At 53.5% G+C, this 16,594-nt stretch carries 15 protein-coding genes; 3 read left to right on the forward strand and 12 right to left on the reverse strand.

All coding sequences use genetic code 11. From position 1 onward, the window contains the following. The first annotated feature begins 107 nt into the window (after positions 1-107). A complete protein-coding gene (gene hemH, locus PT300_05500; GenBank protein MDF7680092.1) occupies positions 108-1,070 on the forward strand; it encodes a ferrochelatase in 963 nt (320 codons plus the stop codon). A 240-nt stretch (positions 1,071-1,310) separates the two neighbouring features. Next, a complete protein-coding gene (gene ushA / locus PT300_05505) occupies positions 1,311-2,963 on the forward strand; it encodes a bifunctional UDP-sugar hydrolase/5'-nucleotidase UshA (GenBank protein MDF7680093.1) in 1,653 nt (550 codons plus the stop codon). A 30-nt stretch (positions 2,964-2,993) separates the two neighbouring features. Here ushA and ybaK read toward each other — a convergent pair whose 3' ends face one another. The 10 genes from ybaK to PT300_05555 form a co-directional block, all read right to left on the reverse strand. Further along, positions 2,994-3,473 (reverse strand): Cys-tRNA(Pro)/Cys-tRNA(Cys) deacylase YbaK, encoded by a 480-nt coding sequence (gene ybaK, locus PT300_05510; protein ID MDF7680094.1) that lies wholly within the window; start codon positions 3,471-3,473, stop codon positions 2,994-2,996. Next, positions 3,470-4,288 carry a TraB/GumN family protein gene (locus PT300_05515; GenBank protein ID MDF7680095.1) on the reverse strand — a complete coding sequence of 273 codons (819 nt, stop codon included), beginning with the start codon at positions 4,286-4,288 and terminating at the stop codon, positions 3,470-3,472. The genes ybaK and PT300_05515 overlap by 4 nt, the downstream gene beginning before the upstream one ends. Before the next feature lie 51 nt (positions 4,289-4,339). Next, positions 4,340-6,844 (reverse strand): copper-exporting P-type ATPase CopA, encoded by a 2,505-nt coding sequence (gene copA, locus PT300_05520; protein ID MDF7680096.1) that lies wholly within the window; start codon positions 6,842-6,844, stop codon positions 4,340-4,342. 374 nt (positions 6,845-7,218) lie between these two features. Then, positions 7,219-7,989 (reverse strand): heme ABC transporter ATP-binding protein, encoded by a 771-nt coding sequence (locus PT300_05525; GenBank protein ID MDF7680097.1) that lies wholly within the window; start codon positions 7,987-7,989, stop codon positions 7,219-7,221. After that, positions 7,986-8,978, reverse strand: coding sequence for an iron ABC transporter permease (locus tag PT300_05530; protein ID MDF7680098.1), 993 nt, complete (start codon positions 8,976-8,978; stop codon positions 7,986-7,988). Before PT300_05530 ends, PT300_05525 begins: the two co-directional genes overlap by 4 nt. A gap of 51 nt (positions 8,979-9,029) precedes the next feature. After that, positions 9,030-9,653, reverse strand: a complete 624-nt coding sequence (gene chuY, locus PT300_05535) for an anaerobilin reductase (protein MDF7680099.1) — start codon at positions 9,651-9,653, stop codon at positions 9,030-9,032. Beyond that, positions 9,650-10,147, reverse strand: coding sequence for a heme utilization cystosolic carrier protein HutX (hutX, locus tag PT300_05540; GenBank protein MDF7680100.1), 498 nt, complete (start codon positions 10,145-10,147; stop codon positions 9,650-9,652). Before hutX ends, chuY begins: the two co-directional genes overlap by 4 nt. Before the next feature lie 13 nt (positions 10,148-10,160). After that, on the reverse strand, positions 10,161-11,501 hold the full coding sequence (gene hutW, locus PT300_05545; protein ID MDF7680101.1) for a heme anaerobic degradation radical SAM methyltransferase ChuW/HutW: 1,341 nt from the start codon (positions 11,499-11,501) through the stop codon (positions 10,161-10,163). A gap of 25 nt (positions 11,502-11,526) precedes the next feature. Further along, on the reverse strand, positions 11,527-12,363 hold the full coding sequence (locus PT300_05550) for an ABC transporter substrate-binding protein (GenBank protein MDF7680102.1): 837 nt from the start codon (positions 12,361-12,363) through the stop codon (positions 11,527-11,529). Continuing rightward, on the reverse strand, positions 12,351-14,480 hold the full coding sequence (locus PT300_05555; GenBank protein ID MDF7680103.1) for a TonB-dependent receptor: 2,130 nt from the start codon (positions 14,478-14,480) through the stop codon (positions 12,351-12,353). The genes PT300_05550 and PT300_05555 overlap by 13 nt, the downstream gene beginning before the upstream one ends. Positions 14,481-14,766: 286 nt before the next feature. On the opposite strand from PT300_05555, the gene cueR reads away from it, so the two are divergent. Then, the gene (gene cueR, locus PT300_05560; GenBank protein MDF7680104.1) at positions 14,767-15,162 is read left to right on the forward strand and encodes a Cu(I)-responsive transcriptional regulator; all 396 of its coding nucleotides are present in this window, start codon (positions 14,767-14,769) and stop codon (positions 15,160-15,162) included. 20 nt (positions 15,163-15,182) lie between these two features. On the opposite strand, the gene PT300_05565 is transcribed toward cueR, so the two are convergent. Together PT300_05565 and PT300_05570 are read right to left on the reverse strand one after the other, a co-directional pair. Further along, positions 15,183-15,638: an NfeD family protein gene (locus PT300_05565; GenBank protein ID MDF7680105.1), complete on the reverse strand. Its 456-nt coding sequence runs from the start codon at positions 15,636-15,638 to the stop codon at positions 15,183-15,185. Between the two features lie 5 nt (positions 15,639-15,643). After that, positions 15,644-16,552, reverse strand: a complete 909-nt coding sequence (locus PT300_05570) for an SPFH/Band 7/PHB domain protein (GenBank protein MDF7680106.1) — start codon at positions 16,550-16,552, stop codon at positions 15,644-15,646. Positions 16,553-16,594: the final 42 nt, after the last annotated feature.

Consider the following 16,594-nt stretch of genomic DNA (forward strand, 5'->3'; position numbering starts at 1 on the left):
CCTGTGCATTCTCATCCGCTGATCGGTGGGATGCGCCCCCTGGTAAAGGTAGCGTCGCCCGTATTTTCGCTACCTTTATCTGCCATACCCGTCATCAAGAGGTGGTTATGTCGCGAACGAAAACCGGTATTCTGCTGGTTAACTTAGGCACCCCTGATGCCCCCACGCCACGGGCGGTAAAGCGCTATCTGCGGCAGTTTCTCAGCGATAAACGGGTGGTGGATACCTCACGTCTGTTATGGTGGCCACTACTGCGCGGGGTGATCCTGCCGCGCCGTGCGCCGCGTGTGGCCCGATTATATCAGGCTATCTGGATGGACGGCGGCTCACCCCTGCTGGTCTATAGCCGCCAGCAACAACAGGCCCTGGCGGCGCGTCTTCCGAATACGCCGGTCGCGTTAGGAATGAGCTATGGTTCTCCTTCACTGAATGAGGCGGTGGATGAACTGCTGGCACAGGGGGTGGCGCATATCGTGGTATTGCCACTCTATCCACAATACTCCTGTTCAACCGTGGCGGCTGTATGGGATGAACTGGCGCGCATTCTGGCCAGAAAGCGTGCCATGCCGGGTATTTCGTTTATTCGCGACTACGCGGATGCGGCCAGCTATATCACGGCACTGGCCCACCGGGTACGTCGCTCTTTTGCCCAACACGGTGAGCCGGATGTGCTGTTGCTCTCTTATCATGGCATTCCTCAGCGCTATGCTGACGAAGGGGATGATTATCCACAACGTTGCCGCGATACCACCCGTGCGCTGATTGCCGCGCTGGGCCTGCCAGCGCAACGGGTCATGATGAGCTTTCAGTCACGTTTTGGCCGTGAACCGTGGCTTATGCCTTATACCGATGAGCTACTCAAAAAGCTGGCTGAAGATGGCGTCAAACATATTCAGGTTATCTGTCCGGGGTTTGCGGCGGATTGTCTGGAAACCCTGGAAGAGGTCGCGCTACAGTATCAGGCGCTTTTCCTTGCCGCTGGCGGTGAAAAATATGCCTATATCCCGGCACTGAATGCGGATGAACGGCATATTACGATGATGGTCACGCTGACGGCGCCCTATTGTTAGAGCCTGGCCCATCAGGCTATTTTACTTGCCATTTTGGCCCTGGGCAGTGCCCGAAATCTTCACGTACTACCTGTACGCTGCGGTTTCTCCGCGCTGTCCGTGTCCAGACTGGCTGCGCCAATAACGTCTGCTGGGCCAGGCGCTTAATCGCACAGTCAATATCAATGCGGAAAACTGCTTGGTCTGATGTTTTAACTCGTTATAATTCCAGTGTTTATTCATTCCGTCAGGGAGGAAAATATGCATCTGAAAAAACACCGTCTGGCACTGACTTTATTCGCGACACTGGCGCTGGGAAGTCTGTCCGCGCAGGCTTATGAGCAGGATAAAACCTATAAACTCACCATTTTGCACACCAATGATCATCATGGCCATTTCTGGCGCAATGATTATGGCGAATATGGCCTGGCCGCACAGAAAACGCTGGTGGATGATATCCGCAAAGAGGTTGCCGCTGCCGGTGGTAGCGTATTGTTGTTATCGGGCGGCGATATTAACACCGGTGTGCCGGAGTCCGATCTACAGGATGCTGAACCCGATTTTCGTGGTATGAATCTGGTGGGCTATGATGCGATGGCCATCGGTAATCACGAGTTTGATAAACCGCTGAGTGTGCTGCGGCAACAGGAGAAATGGGCCAACTTCCCCTTGCTGTCGGCCAATATCTACCAGAAAAGCAGTGGCGAGCGTCTGTTTAAGCCGTGGGCCATATTTAAGCGCGATGGCCTGAAAATCGCGGTTATTGGCCTGACCACCGATGACACCGTGAAGCTGGGAAATCCGGATTTTTTTACCGACATTGAGTTTCGTAAACCCGCAGATGAAGCCAGACGGGCGATTGAGACCTTACAGCAGAGTGAAAAACCTGATGTGATCCTCGCTGCCACCCATATGGGTCATTACGATGACGGTCATCACGGCTCTAATGCGCCGGGTGATGTCGAGATGGCACGCAGTCTGCCTGCCGGATCGCTGGCGATGATTATCGGCGGTCACTCCCAGGACCCGGTCTGCATGGCGGCGGAGAATAAAAAACAGGTTGATTATGTGCCAGGCACACCTTGCGTGCCGGATAAACAGAACGGCATCTGGATTGTGCAGGCGCACGAATGGGGAAAATATGTTGGCCGTGCTGATTTTGAGTTCCGCAATGGTGATATGAAACTGGTGCGCTATCAGTTGCTGCCGGTCAATCTGAAGAAGAAAGTGACCTACGATAATGGCCAGAGCGAGCGGATATTGTATACGCCACAAATCGCTGAAAACGCGCAGATGCTGTCATTGCTGACGCCATTCCAGAATAAAGGGAAGGCTCAGTTAGAGGTTAAAATTGGTCGTGTCAATGGTCATCTTGAGGGCGATCGTAGCAAAGTGCGCTTTGTACAGACCAATATGGGGCACTTGCTGCTGGCGGCACAGACGGCACGGGCGCAGGCGGATTTTGCGGTGATGAGCGGTGGTGGTATCCGCGACTCTATCGAAGCGGGCGATATCACCTATAAAGATGTTCTAAAAGTTCAGCCGTTTAGTAATGTGCTGGTGTATGTCGATATGAGTGGTCGGGAAGTCACCGAGTATCTTACGGCGGTGGCGCAGCTGCAGCCGGATTCTGGTGCTTACCCGCAGTTCTTCAATGTCAGCTTTACTGCGAAAAACGGCAAGCTCAATGATTTAAAAATCAAAGGGGAAGCGATTGATCCAGCAAAAATTTACCGCATGGCGACCCTGAACTTTAATGCTGCCGGTGGAGATGGCTATCCTGTTATCGATAAAAAACCCGGATATATCAATACCGGTTTTATTGATGCGGAAGTGCTGAAAGAGTATATCCAGCAAAACTCCCCGCTGGATGCCGCTGCCTTTGATCCAAAGGATGAAGTGCGCTGGCAGTAATGCCCAGCGACTTCAGCACCATCGCGCGCTTCAGTCGTGGCGCGCGATATCAGCAAATCGGGCTGACAGTAGTTGCGCCAGATCACCCGCTGTCAGTTCGATATCCAGCCCGCGTTTGCCACCGGAAATATACAAGGTGGCAAACCCCTGAGCCGAGATGTCAATCAGAGTCGGCAGGCGTTTTTTCTGTCCCAGCGGACTGATCCCGCCAACCAGATAGCCAGTGACCCGTTGTGCTACCAGCGGATCGGCCATATCAACTTTTTTCACATTCAGCGCTTTAGCGACTTTTTTCAAATCCAGAGAGCTGGCAACCGGCGTGACAGCGACTGCCAGATGTTTGCTATCGCCATTAATTGCCACCAGCAAGGTTTTATAAACCTGATCCGCATTGAGTCCCAGTTTACGTACCACTTCGTCACCGAAGTGGGTCTCGTCGGGATCATGATCGTAATGGTGGAGGGTAAACGCGACTTTATTTTTTTCGAGTAATTTAATAGCCGGGGTCATAGTGTTCCTGTTAATTGTCTCTCTTTTATCATCTCAGGCAGGTTTCCCTCACCATATAAATGTGAGGCACCGACAGCCACGATATAGCGCCCGGATGGCAGGCTCAGCAGCTTTTGACACCAGGCGAGATGGCGCTGTTGCATCAGCATATCATGCAGCGGCTGACTAAAGGTCGAAGGTAACGGCAGCTTATCGTCGTCAGGTTGCCACCCACGCCACCAGCCGATCATCATCTCTAAAAGCCGTGCATTGGTATGCCAGTGCGTCAGGGTGTCGAGCAGTAATGTCAGCCCGTTATCGGGCAGGGCATGTAGTAATGTCAGCTGGCTGTCCGTCCCTTCCAGTTCAATCACCGGGATGTTGTGCTGATGTGCGGCAATCAGAAGCTGGTAATCAATGCCGTAATCCGGGCGTAATTCCAGGGTCTGCGCCTGAGTTGCCTGTAATATCATGGCAATCTGCCACAGTGGCTGCCGGTCAAACAGCGTGATGGAAACGCCTAATTCAGCCGTGCGTGCCACCAGCCTGGCCAGCTGTTCAGCGTTCAGGCGCTCCGCGAGTGGCGGATAAGTGGCGAGGTTGTCAAAGGGGGCATCATCGCGGGTAATATCGGCCTCGACGATCAGCGCGTCAGACTGGTGCAGCTTTTTCAGTAGTCTGGCAGGCAGGGGGGACATCTCGCTGGTTCCCATGTGAATACCGCCAACCAGATGCAGATAACGCTGTTCAGGCAGCATCATATCCTGTGCCGGCCAGCGATAAGTGGTGCTCATGGCGGCCTGCCATCGCAGTGATATTTGGTTTAGCCAGCCCATACGCGCTCTCCCGGTTGAAGCTCTCATGCTAGCGCGTATGGGGGATAACATCTAGTCCTGTGGTTTAAAACGCAGCAGGCGGTTGGCATTACTCACTACCGTAATGGAGGAGAGCGCCATCGCCGCGCCAGCAACCACCGGATTCAGTAAAGTTCCGGTCAGCGGCCATAAGATCCCGGCCGCAATCGGAATACCCAGCGCGTTATAAATAAACGCCCCCAGCAGATTTTGCCGCATATTACGCAGCGTGGCTCTGGCAATCGCCAGCGCGTCGGCGACCCCCTGCAAACTGTGGCGCATTAATGTCATGGCGGCGGTTTCAATCGCCACATCGCTGCCGCTTCCCATCGCGATCCCGACATCCGCCAGCGCCAGCGCCGGGGCATCATTAATTCCATCGCCGATCATCGCCACCCGCTTTCCCTGCTCTTGCAATTGCCGGATAGCATCCGCTTTTCCCTCCGGTAAAACGCCCGCAATCACGCTCTCCACCCCGGCTTCTCTGGCGATCGCCTGTGCGGTGGTCGGATTGTCTCCCGTCAGCATCACCAGATGGTAGCCCTGACGACGCAGGCGTGCCAGCGCCGCCACGCTGTCATGACGTAAGGGATCGCGAATAACGAACAGAGCCGCAATCTGACCCTCTATCGCCAGCAGAACCGGCGTTGCCCCCTGTGCCGCCTGATGGCTGATATCATCGGCCAGCGTGTGGTTAATCATGCCGCGCTCATCAAACAGCGCCTGACTGCCCAGCAACAGGGTATGGCCTTCGGCTTCGCCACTGACCCCGCGCCCCGGCAAAGTACGGAAATGATCGACCACCGGGAGTGTCAGCCCGGCGGCTTTGGTGCTGATGGCCCGCGCCAGCGGATGGTTGGCACCTTGTTCCAGTGCGGCGGCAAGCCGTAATACCGTCGCTTCGTCGGCACCGTTCAGGGTCTGGATCGCGATCAGCTGCGGTTTTCCTTCGGTCAAGGTGCCGGTTTTATCAAACACCAGAGTATCGACCTGACTGGCACGTTGTAATGCGTCGGCATCGCGCACCAGTACGCCATATTCTGCCGCCCGTCCGACACCGGCGATAATCGACATCGGTGTCGCCAGTCCGAGGGCACAAGGGCAGGCGATAATCAACACGGTAGTGGCGATCACCAGACTATAGATAATTTGTGGCGGCGGGCCAAAAAAGAACCAGATAGTGGCACTGAACAGGGCAATGGCGACCACTACCGGCACAAAGATGGCGGAGATTCTGTCGGCCAGCTGGCCGATTTCTGGCTTGCTGCTTTGTGCCTGACGTACCAGACGAATAATCCGCGCCAGGGTTGTGTGGCTACCGACAGCACGGGCGATAAACAGCACACTGCCATCCTGCATAACCGTACCGGCATGGATCGTGTCGCCAGTATTTTTCTGGCGCGGCAGTGGCTCGCCGGTGAGCATCGCTTCATCCAGCCATGCCTCGCCCTGGCTTATGGTGCCATCAACAGGGACACGATCCCCGGTGGTCAGTCGCAGCGTCATTCCTGGCTGAATCGCGGCGAGGGGGAGGATTTTTTCCCCCTCCTCTGTCACCACGCGTGCTGAGGGGGGAGTCAGGTTAAGCAGCTTTTCGAGCGCTTTTGATGATCGCAGGCGGGCACGGGCTTCCAGCATATGGCCGAGGTCGATCAGGCCGATAATCATCGCGCTGGCTTCATAGTAGAGATGGCGTGCGGCCAGCGGGAAGGCGTCAGGCCACAGGTTAACGCTGATCGAGTAAAGCCAGGCAACACCGGTGCCGAGCGCCACCAGGGTATCCATGGTCGCGCTGCCATTTTTCAGGCTTTTCCATGCACTACGGTAGAAGTGACCGCCCGCGAGGATCATCACCGCCAGGATTATTACGCCGGTTACCAGCCATGGCGTGCGATTCGCTGCCGTGACCGTCATATGATCGCCAGTCATCCCCCAGAGCATCACCACCACCCCGACCAGCAGGGCGATAGCCGCCTGCCAGCGGAAGCGTTTGATGGCGGCGGTCGCTGTCGCTTGCTGGCGTTCGCGGCGCTGGAGATCATCTTCGATCGCTTCGGCACGGTAGCCCGCGTTTTCTACCGCCTGTACTAATGCGCTGGCTGGCACATGACCCATTACCAGCGCAGTCCGCTCAGCCAGGTTGACCTGTGCCTTAACCACGCCTGGCACAGCAGCCAGCGCTTTTTGCACGTGCGAGACGCAACTGGCGCAACTCATCCCGTTAATCAGCAGTGTCTGATAGCTCTCTTCATCATCATGCGGTGCCGGAAGCGTTGCCGTAGCCGCTGTCAGTGCTTCCGGCGAAGTGGCTGATTCTGCCAGCGGTTTAGTTTTTGGGTGGCTGAGCGTCGCTTCGTATCCGGCTTGTTTAATGGTATCAATCAGTGCCTGTGCGCTGGCACTGCCTGTGACATGTGCGTGCGTCAGGGTAACTTCTGCCTGTTCAACGTCAGGGCGTTGCTCAAGGCAGGCTTTGACACGGCCGATACAGTGACCGCAGGATAAGCCCTCCAGGCTCAGGTCGATGGTTTGTGACATAGAAAACTCCTTATCGGATGGTTAACTTAGCGCTTGGCCCATCAGGCTATTTTACTTGCCATTTTGCCCCTGGGGAGTGCTCGAAATCCTCACGTACTCCGTGTACGCTGCGGTTTCTCCGCGCTGTCCGTGTCCAGACTGGCTGCGTCAATAACGCCTGATGGGAAGGCTCTTATCATACAGGGTAAACCTTCCCGTCAGGGGAAGGTCAAGTATTTACCATGCCGAGGGCAAATACTTTTTTGATTATCGTCGCTGGCAGCGTTGTGGCTCTCTCCAGCATAGCCCTAAACCGGGTGTCTGAATGAGGCGGCCGGGTATCGTTGTGGTTCTGACCCTCAGCAGGGCCAGTTAACAGGATGATTTACAGGTTGTTACCTGTCGAGGACAATCAACGGTGAATGGTTTGCGGGATCATTGACAATGGTGATATCCGCGCCATACAGCGTGGTTAATGTCTCCTGATTGAGTACCGTGTGGGGTTTTCCATTGTCAACAATCCGGCCTTTTTCCATCAATATCACGCGGTCGGCATAGCGTGCCGCAAGGTTGAGATCATGGATCACACAACAGACGTTAAATTGCTGCTCGTGTACCAGCTGGCGTAGCAGGCGAAAGAGCTGTTGTTGATGGTGAATATCCAGTGCTGACGTGGGTTCATCAAGAAACAGCCATTTGGGCGAGGGGACCGTTTCCCACAGCTGCACTAGCAGGCGCGCCAGTTGTACCCGTTGTTGTTCACCGCCGGACAGTTGCTGGTAGTCACGCGCAGCCAGTTCATGACAACCGCATAACTGCATAATATGGTGGATTTCATTACCCGAATGATGACCGTGACGGCAATATTTGCCCATCCGGATCACTTCCTGCACGCTGAACGGAAAGGCGATATGGTTATGCTGGCGCATCACTGCGCGGGTTTTTGCCAGTTCGCTTATCGACCATTGCGTCAGCGGTTTTCCCAGCATCGAGCATTGCCCGCTGTGTGGCTGCAGATAGCCGGTTAACTGTCGTAGCAGGGTCGATTTTCCCGCGCCGTTTGGCCCGAGGATGGCAACAATCTCACCGCCCGGTAAGGTCAGGGAAACATCATCGGTCAGACGCCGATCGCCCGCAAGATAAACCAGATTGCGCGCTTCTATCATGATGGCCTCCGGTTGCGGAGAATTAACCACAAGAAATAGGGGCCACCCAGCAGACTGGTGAGTAAACCCACGGGCATCTCTGCGGGCTGTACCAGAGTGCGGGCTAAGGTATCGGCTAACAGCAGCAAACAGGAACCGGCCAGCGCTGAGCAGGGAAGGAGCCAGCGATGATTGGCCCCGATGGTCATACGGATCAGATGCGGGATCACCAGGCCAATAAAGCCAATAATGCCACTGACTGAGACGGCTGCGCCGACCAGTAATGAACTCAATACTAAGAGTTGCTGGCGGCGGCGTTTGACGTTGATGCCGAGGTAGTGCGCTTCTTCATCACCCAACTGTAACAGATTCAGGGTATTGCCAAAGAAGAGCGTTATCGCTATGGCGGGCAGGATAAACGACGCCGCCACTAACAGCGTCGGCCACTGTGCCTGTCCGAGATTGCCCATCATCCATAGCGTCAGCTGGCGCAGCTGTTGCTCATCGCCGATATAACTGAGGATACCGATAGCCGCGCCGGAAAGGGCATTGATCGCAATCCCGGCTAACAGTAATTGCACCATGCCAGTATGGCTGCGTCGCTGGCTGATCAAAAAAATGATCGTGCAGACCAGGATGCTACCGATGACTGCAAAAATCATCTGTTCATAGAGCAGTAAAACGGCCGGTAAGGGGAGGGTGAGGACAATGGACATGCCAACCATCAACGCCGATCCGCTACTGACGCCCAGCAGTCCGGGATCAGCCATGGGGTTGCGAAACAGCCCCTGCATAATGGCCCCTGCGGTGGCCAGCGCCCCGCCCACCAGCACCGCTAACAGCACTCTTGGCAGGCGAATATTAAGCCAGATGTCGCGATATTCTCCATCGTAAAGATCAGCCAGGCGGATATTCAATGCTCCCTGACTGACCGCGAACAACATCAGGGCGACCAGCAATAGCGAAAGTGTGGTCAGTACTGTAACAGAAGAGAACGAATACTTGAGCACGAGCAACTCCAGTGACGTGGTGTGGCACAGAAATTCCGTGCCACGCGATAATTACGCCGGTTTCAATTCTGGCTCGATCAGAGCGTAAATCTGGTTGTCGAGTGCCGGAGCACAGGCCAGGGCATGAATATGTGCCGCGACATCCGCACGTCTGACAAAACCATGACACTCCTGATGCTGGAAGCGTTGTGCCTGCCCCGTCGCGTCGCCATCAAGCAGACCGCCAGGGCGCAGGATAGCGTAATCCAGCTGACTGGTTTGCAGCCAGCTTTCCGCCAGGGTTTTTTCCCGCACCGCCAGGCCAAAAGCGTTTCTGGCACGCGGCGATAAAAATGACCAGCTATCACCACATCCCAGTGAGGTGACCAGAATCATCCGTCGGATACCGGCTTTTTCTGCTTCATCAATCACAGTACGGTGAGCCTGATACTCCTGATTGCCCCCCATTGAGGAGATGATCAGCGCATCGGGGCCCGCAGCCAGGCAGGCGTCATGCACGACCCCGGCGTCACAGGCATCACCCTGAAAGACGTTGACGCCTTTTTTTTGCAGCTGAGCTGCAGCCTCAGGATCACGCACAACAGCCACCACCGGGCGCTGTTCTGCCAGCGCCAGTGCCAGTGTTGCTGCGCCCACGCCTTTGCCGCCTGCGCCGAACAGTAACCACGGGGTCATAAGTTCTGTTCCTGCAGGGAGGCTGCCAGGGCATGGAAGGCGCTGACCTGTTCACTCAGTAACTGGCGATGTTCATCGCGACCGAGGAAAATTTTCAGCATCACCGCGCCCGCCTGATTAAAGAACAGGATAGAGGCGGTATCCATACCCATAAATTTACGTTCAACCAGCGCGATATGGCTGCAGTTTCCGGCCTTGATATGCCCGGTCATGCCTTTTTTACCGCGCAGGTTAAAGTAGCCGTGACGGTGTGTGCCGGAAGGAAGCTCACCGCTAAATTCGAGGATGACATCGGCAGTATGAACCAGTGTTGTGACCGAACCCCATTGACAGACGGTATCCCAGATTGCATCGAACTGATCGCCCGGAACAATCGTTTTGACCGGCAGATTTTTAACCACCTCCAGCAAGGTGGTGTTGTACTGTTCAGCAACCGCTTCCAGCGTACCATCGGGCTCGGTTTTTAAAAAATCCGGCAAAGAGACATGGCTCATAAGTTCTCCTGTGTTATGGTTTTTCTACCGCAATCTGCGGTTCGTTAAGTTCCTGAATGAGTGTACCCAGAGAGCGTAAAATATTACTGGCCCAAAAACGCCCCTCATTGGTCAGGCGTACACAACTTGAGGCATCGGTGGTCAGCCCCGCCTGATGCCACTGGCGGAGTAAAGGGGCTAATTTTTCAGCATGAGGTGTCAGCTCATCCAGTGGGATACGTGCTGTTTCGACACCGGCCTGTAAGGTATGCCGCCACTGGTAGTTACGATCAATGGTTTTCATCATCATCATCAGCGGTTTTTTCCCGGCCGCGATGGACTCATGCCAGGCGGTGAGATTACGTTCGACCATCCATGAATAACCATTGACAGAGCCGCCTGCACCCGAACCGAAGGCCAGATAGTCAGCGCCTTGTTTAATCAGCAGGTTATAGAGATTACGTTCGCGCGTTGTGCGTGCCCAGTGACTGTTGCTGATACAACGCCAGCCAATGCTATCCATGAAATCACAGCCTTGCAGGTAGAGATCACGCAGCTGTGCCTGCGGAGGAATGGTGGTTCGTCCGGCCTCTACCGCTTTGCCCAGCGGCGTCTGGGGCAGCAGATTGAGGGCGTAGAGATCGACACCATCGAGGCCAATATCACGGGCGATAGCCAGATCTTCTGCCCAGGACTGCGCATCCTGATCCGGCAGACCAAACAGCAGGTCGCAGACTACCGTGGCGCGATCCCGCTTGACCAGCCCTTCCATGAAGGCGATCGCCGTTGGGCCATCGGATGTGCGCGCCATTTTTTTACGGATCTGGCTGTTGAAGGACTGGATACCGATAGAAAACCGATTAGCGCCCGCATCCAGGCAGGCATCAATCCGGTTATCGTCAAAGTTGAGTATCCGGCCTTCAATGGTGATTTCACAGTCGGGGGCCAGCGGCAGTTTTTCTCTTAATGTCGTAATGATACGCGCCAGATCTTGCGCGGACAGTGCGGAAGGTGTGCCACCACCGAAGTAAACCGCATGGATAGGCGCAGACTGGTGCAGTACGCTCCCGGCTTCCATTTCGATTTCCTGGATTAGCGCATCGGTATAGCGGGCACAATGATCTTGCTCAAAGCGGTTCTGATAGAAACCACAGAAGGTACAGTGGGTGGCACAAAAAGGAATATGTAAATAGGCCAGCCTCTTACGTGGTGGCGTGGTCTGGTTGATGACCGTTTGCCAGGTTTGTTCGACTTGCTCTTTTGCGACAGGAACAGCACTACGCCAGGGCATAGTGACCCGGCGATCTTTAAACGGCTGGTTTCCTTCCAGCGCATAATGTGCGGTGAAATCCAGCATATTTTCTTTATTATTCATATGTCTGTATCAATTCCATTTATTATTAAGGCCAGAATTGCTGATGCAGGGATTCGACCACATCGGCGATGCGCGGCCCCATCCCCAGAATCAGCGCTTGATCAACGGTAATAATACGGTGATTTTTCCAGGCTGCCGTATGGGTTATGCCAGCGATGGTACTCAGCCGACTGAGATTGTCACCGGCCATTTGTGATGTGACGACAATCACTTGCGGGTTTGCCGCAATCAGGGCTTCGGCACTGTGGCTTCTGTATTGCGAGTGCGTAGCAACATTTTCTGCCCCCGCCAGCGTCATAATAGCATCGGCGACACTGCCTTTACCGGCCACCTGGGGGGCGCTACTGCCCGCCGAGAGAATAAACAGCGCTTTAACAGGCGCCTCTTTCGTCGCCACGCTACGCTGAACCTGCGCCAGCCGTTGCTGGATATGGTTGACCAGCGTATCACCCTGTGCCGGGATCTGTAACGTGGTGGCCAGGGTGTGAATATTGGCGTACATCTGATCGACAGTAGCCGGTATCCGTGGCAGGGTAAGGACGTTGATTTTTTGTGCCCGCAACTGTTCGAGGGCAACATGGGGTTCAGCATCCTGCCAGGTGATAAAATGATCCGGGTGCAGGGATAAAATGCCTTCACTGCTGAGTTGTTTCCAGTAGCCGATATGCGGCAGCGCGGCCGTTTCGGGCGGCCAGGAGGTGGACTCATCCACCGCAACCACCCGGTTGCCTGCGCCCATCGCGTAGATCAGTTCGCTTAATGACCCTCCGGCGACCACGATCCGATCATTGGCCTCGACGTTAAAAAAACAGATAACTGCCAGTAATCCAGTGATAATTTTTTTCATCTTCAGAAGTTCCATGCGAAACTGACCGCTGTGTTAAAACCGGCCGCCGGAATTGATTCATGGGCGGTCTGGTAACGTTTGTCAGTCAGGTTGTTAAGTGCCAGATTGATCTGATATTGGTCCTGTGGACCAAATTCGGTATTGAACGCGAGATTCAGCGTCGCCCAGCCCGGGGAGTTAAGCTCCTTTGAGCCGGTTTTATCTTTAGCGCTGTTGGCCGCGCGGATAAAGAGATCCGAGCTGAGGCTGAGACTGTGGATCAGTTGGGTGTGTTTGACCCCCACTCTGCCGGTCAGCGAAGGTTCGCCAGTGTCCCAGGTGGTCAGTGTATTGCCTTTATACTGGCGACGCAGCAGATTACCGCTGAGATAAGGTGAAACCGCCCAGCCATTGTATTCGGCGGTCAGCTCCATACCCCAGCTTTTGGCGCGGTCGATATTATCGTAGTAATAATATTCTCCCCGTGAAGAGCTGCTATTGCCCTGACAGATCGCACCGCCTGAACAGGTGAGATTAGCGATGTAATCTTTGGCTTCTGAGTAGTAAATAGCACTATCGATCAGCCACATATTGCCTTTATAACGGGCACCCAGCTCATAGTTTCTGGAGTGTTCTGCTTTCAGGTTTGGGTTGCCATAGGTGATCCCCGCTCCGGCAGAGGTTTGCATGAAGAGCTGGGTCAGGGTCGGGAAAACATAGCCCTGCGCATAAGCGGCGCGCAGTTCGAGATCTTTAAAACCGGAATAGTTCAGACTGGTGGCGGTGACAAACTCATCGTCATGGGCCGATTTTCTCCCTTCTGATTGCTGGCCGTTGTTGCTGGCGCTGTCGTTACGGGTCAGTTCTGAAGAGAGCCAGTACTGGCGTGCGCCAACGGTCCATGTCCAGTCATCGGCGAAACGCCAGCTATTTTGTGCAAACAGAGAGGTATTGCTCTGCCGGGCTTCGACATAAGAGGTGGAGTAAGTCAGGGTATCAAAGAGACCAGTCGCTGCTGTCTGACGTGTGTCACTGCGGGTATTTTGTCTCACCCGGTCATGCTGATACTGGGTGCCAATCACCAGCTCATTATTTGCGGGAAGTGAGTACTGACTTTGCAGGGTAAACCCCTGGGTGTATTGCTTATCGTTGGTGTTGGTCTGATTGTCGATAGTCAGCGCCTGGATCGCCGGGCTGGGGATGGCCTGAGTGATTTTGACATGATTTTCAAATTTGCGTTCGATCGTCTGATTGTAGGCATCGAAGTGGATGTTTTTCAGGTAATCGCCGCCGACGGCATAATCATAAAAGATCCCGACTTTTTCACGTTCCAGTTTCGGCAGGCGGACGCTGAATTCATCAAATTGCTGCGAATCATCAAGCCAGGTTTGGGTTGAGGTGCGATAGCGATCCAGCGATAGTCCAAACTGATGATCATCCAGGCGATACCCCAGCCAGATCCCCTGACTGTTATTGCGGAAATGGGTATCCGGTAAGCGGCCATCGGGAGTGTCACGATCGCCCTGGTCAGAGTAGCTGGCATTAATACGATAGTCAAAATTACCGCTGCTACCCCAGGCTGCAGCCGACTCTTCCCAGCCAGCGGTGGCCGAGTTATAGACCGCTTTAGTGCGTCCGGCGAGAGGTTTATCGCCGCCTTTTTTGGTAATGAAGTTGACCACGCCACCAATAGCCTGCGAGCCATAAAGTACAGAGTAGGGGCCTTTGACCACTTCAATGCGCTCCAGCGCGGATTCATCAATCAGTAAGCCAGCGCCGTAGTTTTGTCCGGCACGCTGATAGCTGACCACCTGGCCATCAATCAGAATTAACACCCGTGAAGAGGCTTCACCACGAATGCGAATTTGTTTGCGACCGGCGAGGGAGTTATCAGTGACTTCGATACCGGGAATATCCTGCAGGTCATCAGCGATCGACACCTGGGTCGAGTTTTGCAGCGTTTGTTGATCGATAACCTGAATGGTGGCCGGGCTTTCCCACAGGCTGCTTTCTGCGCGGCTGGTGGTAATAACCATGATATCGTCAGAGGGGTTTTTGACCGGTGAGGGGGGTGTCGCTGCACATACGATACCGGAAATACATAATGGTAGGGCAGAGATAGCAAAGCGAGTTTTAGTAATCCGTGGCAAAATTTATAACCTTTATGCGTTTAGAAATAATAATTATTATCATTCATGTTTATTATATTGATTGTATCTCTATGAGTTCAATCAAAAAGTTGGCGAAATAATTTTTATTTTGATCTGTATCAAAATGTTTGCCGTGATGAGATAACTGATATATTTAGTCTATCTCTATCAATATATTGCTAATTAATAGTTAAAACTATTAATTAACGGTGATGATGCAGTATGAAATGTTGTCATCGCGTGTATTATTATGGTTTTTATAGCAATAATGAGTTTACTGGCGGGCGATATGAACATCAGTGAGATGGCGAAAAAAACCGGTTTAAGCCGTAAAACGATCCGTTTTTATGAACAAAAGGGACTGGTGACATCCCCGTTGCGCAGTGAAAATGGCTATCGCTGTTACAGTCAGCGCCATCTGGATGAACTGACGTTGTTGCGTCAGGCCAGACAGGTGGGATTTACACTTGATGAGTGTCGCGAACTGATTCATTTACTGCATGATCCATCGCGACACAGTGCAGATGTGAAACGCAGGACGCTGGCAAAAGTGGCAGAAATTGAGTCTCATATTAACATGCTACAAACAATGAGAACCCGTCTTCTGACGCTGGCCGCATCCTGCCCAGGTAACGATGACGCCGCTTGCCCAATTATTGATAGTCTGGTGAGCGGCAGTCAGTGAAAAGCATCTGGTTAATGATGTTATGCAGCTACTTTGACGCGCAGTGTAATTCCTTCAATCGCCAGCACTTTCACCTGGCAACCGGCAGGGAGATCACTATCAGCAACCACTGGCCATGAACTGTCACCAACATGGACATTACCACGGCTGTTGACCAGCGTCTTGTCGAGAGTGAAAGTACGCCCGATCAGCTGTTTTCCTGGTTGATTCAGTCCGGGCTCAGCGGACGACTGGCGTTTCGCCTGTCGGTGTAGCCAGCGCGACCATAGCCAGGTAGTCAGCAATGTCAGAAACGCAAACAGTGTTCCCTGCCATTGCCAGCCAAATGGAAATATCCAGCACAACAGACCCGTCACAAGGCTGGCGATACCGCTCCACAACAGGTAGCCGTTACCGCCCAGCATCTCTATTATCAGTAGCAATCCACCCAGGCTGAACCAGAAACTATAAGGATTGGTGATAAACAGAGTGATCATAGTATTTACCGTTTTTCTCCGCTGGTTTTAAGCAGTTCGCTAATGCCACCAATGGCACCCATCAGATTACTGGCTTCCAGTGGCATCATCACCACTTTACTGTTATCAGCGCTACCAATCTGTTGTAAAGCCTCAGTATATTTCTGTGCAACAAAGTAGTTAATCGCCTGAATATTCCCTTCCGCAATTGCGGTTGAAACCATCTGAGTGGCGCGGGCTTCCGCTTCGGCGGAACGTTCACGCGCTTCGGCCTGTAAGAAAGCAGACTGACGTTCCCCTTCCGCTTTGAGGATCTGTGACTGCTTTTCCCCTTCCGCTTTAAGAATTTCAGCCTGACGTACCCCTTCGGCTTCAAGGATATAAGCACGTTTGGTACGTTCCGCTTTCATTTGCGCATTCATGGAAGAGATAAGTTCTGCGGGTGGACGAACGTCACGAATTTCGACACGAGTGATTTTGATCCCCCACGGATTGGTGGCTTCATCGACGATATGCAGCAAACGGGAATTGATGCTGTCACGCTGAGAGAGCATTTCATCAAGTTCCATAGAACCGAGAACAGTACGGATATTGGTCATGGTCAGATTGATGATCGCCTGTTCCAGATCACTGACTTCATAAGCCGCTCTGGCGGCATCGATCACCTGAATAAAGCAGACAGCATCAATGGTGACATTGGCGTTATCACGGGAAATAACTTCCTGTGAGGGGATATCCAGCACCTGTTCCATCATATTAATCTTGTGGCCGATGCGATCCATAAAGGGAACCACCAGATTTAATCCAGGCTGCAGCGTCATGGTGTAACGCCCAAAACGTTCAACCGTCCATTGATATCCCTGGGGGGTGATTTTTGCCGCTGTGGCTGCAACAACCAATGCTACGGCAATGAAAATAAGAATAGCAAATGACACCTGTGATCTCCTGTTTTATTAGATAAGCGTGTGATACCCGAA

The sequence above is a fragment of the Enterobacteriaceae bacterium ESL0689 genome, from assembly GCA_029433525.1.
In the GTDB taxonomy this organism is placed as follows: Bacteria; Pseudomonadota; Gammaproteobacteria; order Enterobacterales; family Enterobacteriaceae; genus JAQTIF01.

Excerpts from the sequence above, each read along its gene's own strand:
- hemH (MDF7680092.1), top strand. The coding sequence starts at position 108 with ATGTCGCGAACGAAAACCGGTATTCTGCTGGTTAACTTAGGCACCCCT.
- ushA (MDF7680093.1), top strand. The coding sequence starts at position 1,311 with ATGCATCTGAAAAAACACCGTCTGGCACTGACTTTATTCGCGACACTG.
- ybaK (MDF7680094.1), bottom strand. The coding sequence starts at position 3,473 with ATGACCCCGGCTATTAAATTACTCGAAAAAAATAAAGTCGCGTTTACC.
- PT300_05515 (MDF7680095.1), bottom strand. The coding sequence starts at position 4,288 with ATGGGCTGGCTAAACCAAATATCACTGCGATGGCAGGCCGCCATGAGC.
- copA (MDF7680096.1), bottom strand. The coding sequence starts at position 6,844 with ATGTCACAAACCATCGACCTGAGCCTGGAGGGCTTATCCTGCGGTCAC.
- PT300_05525 (MDF7680097.1), bottom strand. The coding sequence starts at position 7,989 with ATGATAGAAGCGCGCAATCTGGTTTATCTTGCGGGCGATCGGCGTCTG.
- chuY (MDF7680099.1), bottom strand. The coding sequence starts at position 9,653 with ATGACCCCGTGGTTACTGTTCGGCGCAGGCGGCAAAGGCGTGGGCGCA.
- hutX (MDF7680100.1), bottom strand. The coding sequence starts at position 10,147 with ATGAGCCATGTCTCTTTGCCGGATTTTTTAAAAACCGAGCCCGATGGT.
- hutW (MDF7680101.1), bottom strand. The coding sequence starts at position 11,501 with ATGAATAATAAAGAAAATATGCTGGATTTCACCGCACATTATGCGCTG.
- PT300_05550 (MDF7680102.1), bottom strand. The coding sequence starts at position 12,363 with ATGGAACTTCTGAAGATGAAAAAAATTATCACTGGATTACTGGCAGTT.
- cueR (MDF7680104.1), top strand. The coding sequence starts at position 14,767 with ATGAACATCAGTGAGATGGCGAAAAAAACCGGTTTAAGCCGTAAAACG.
- PT300_05565 (MDF7680105.1), bottom strand. The coding sequence starts at position 15,638 with ATGATCACTCTGTTTATCACCAATCCTTATAGTTTCTGGTTCAGCCTG.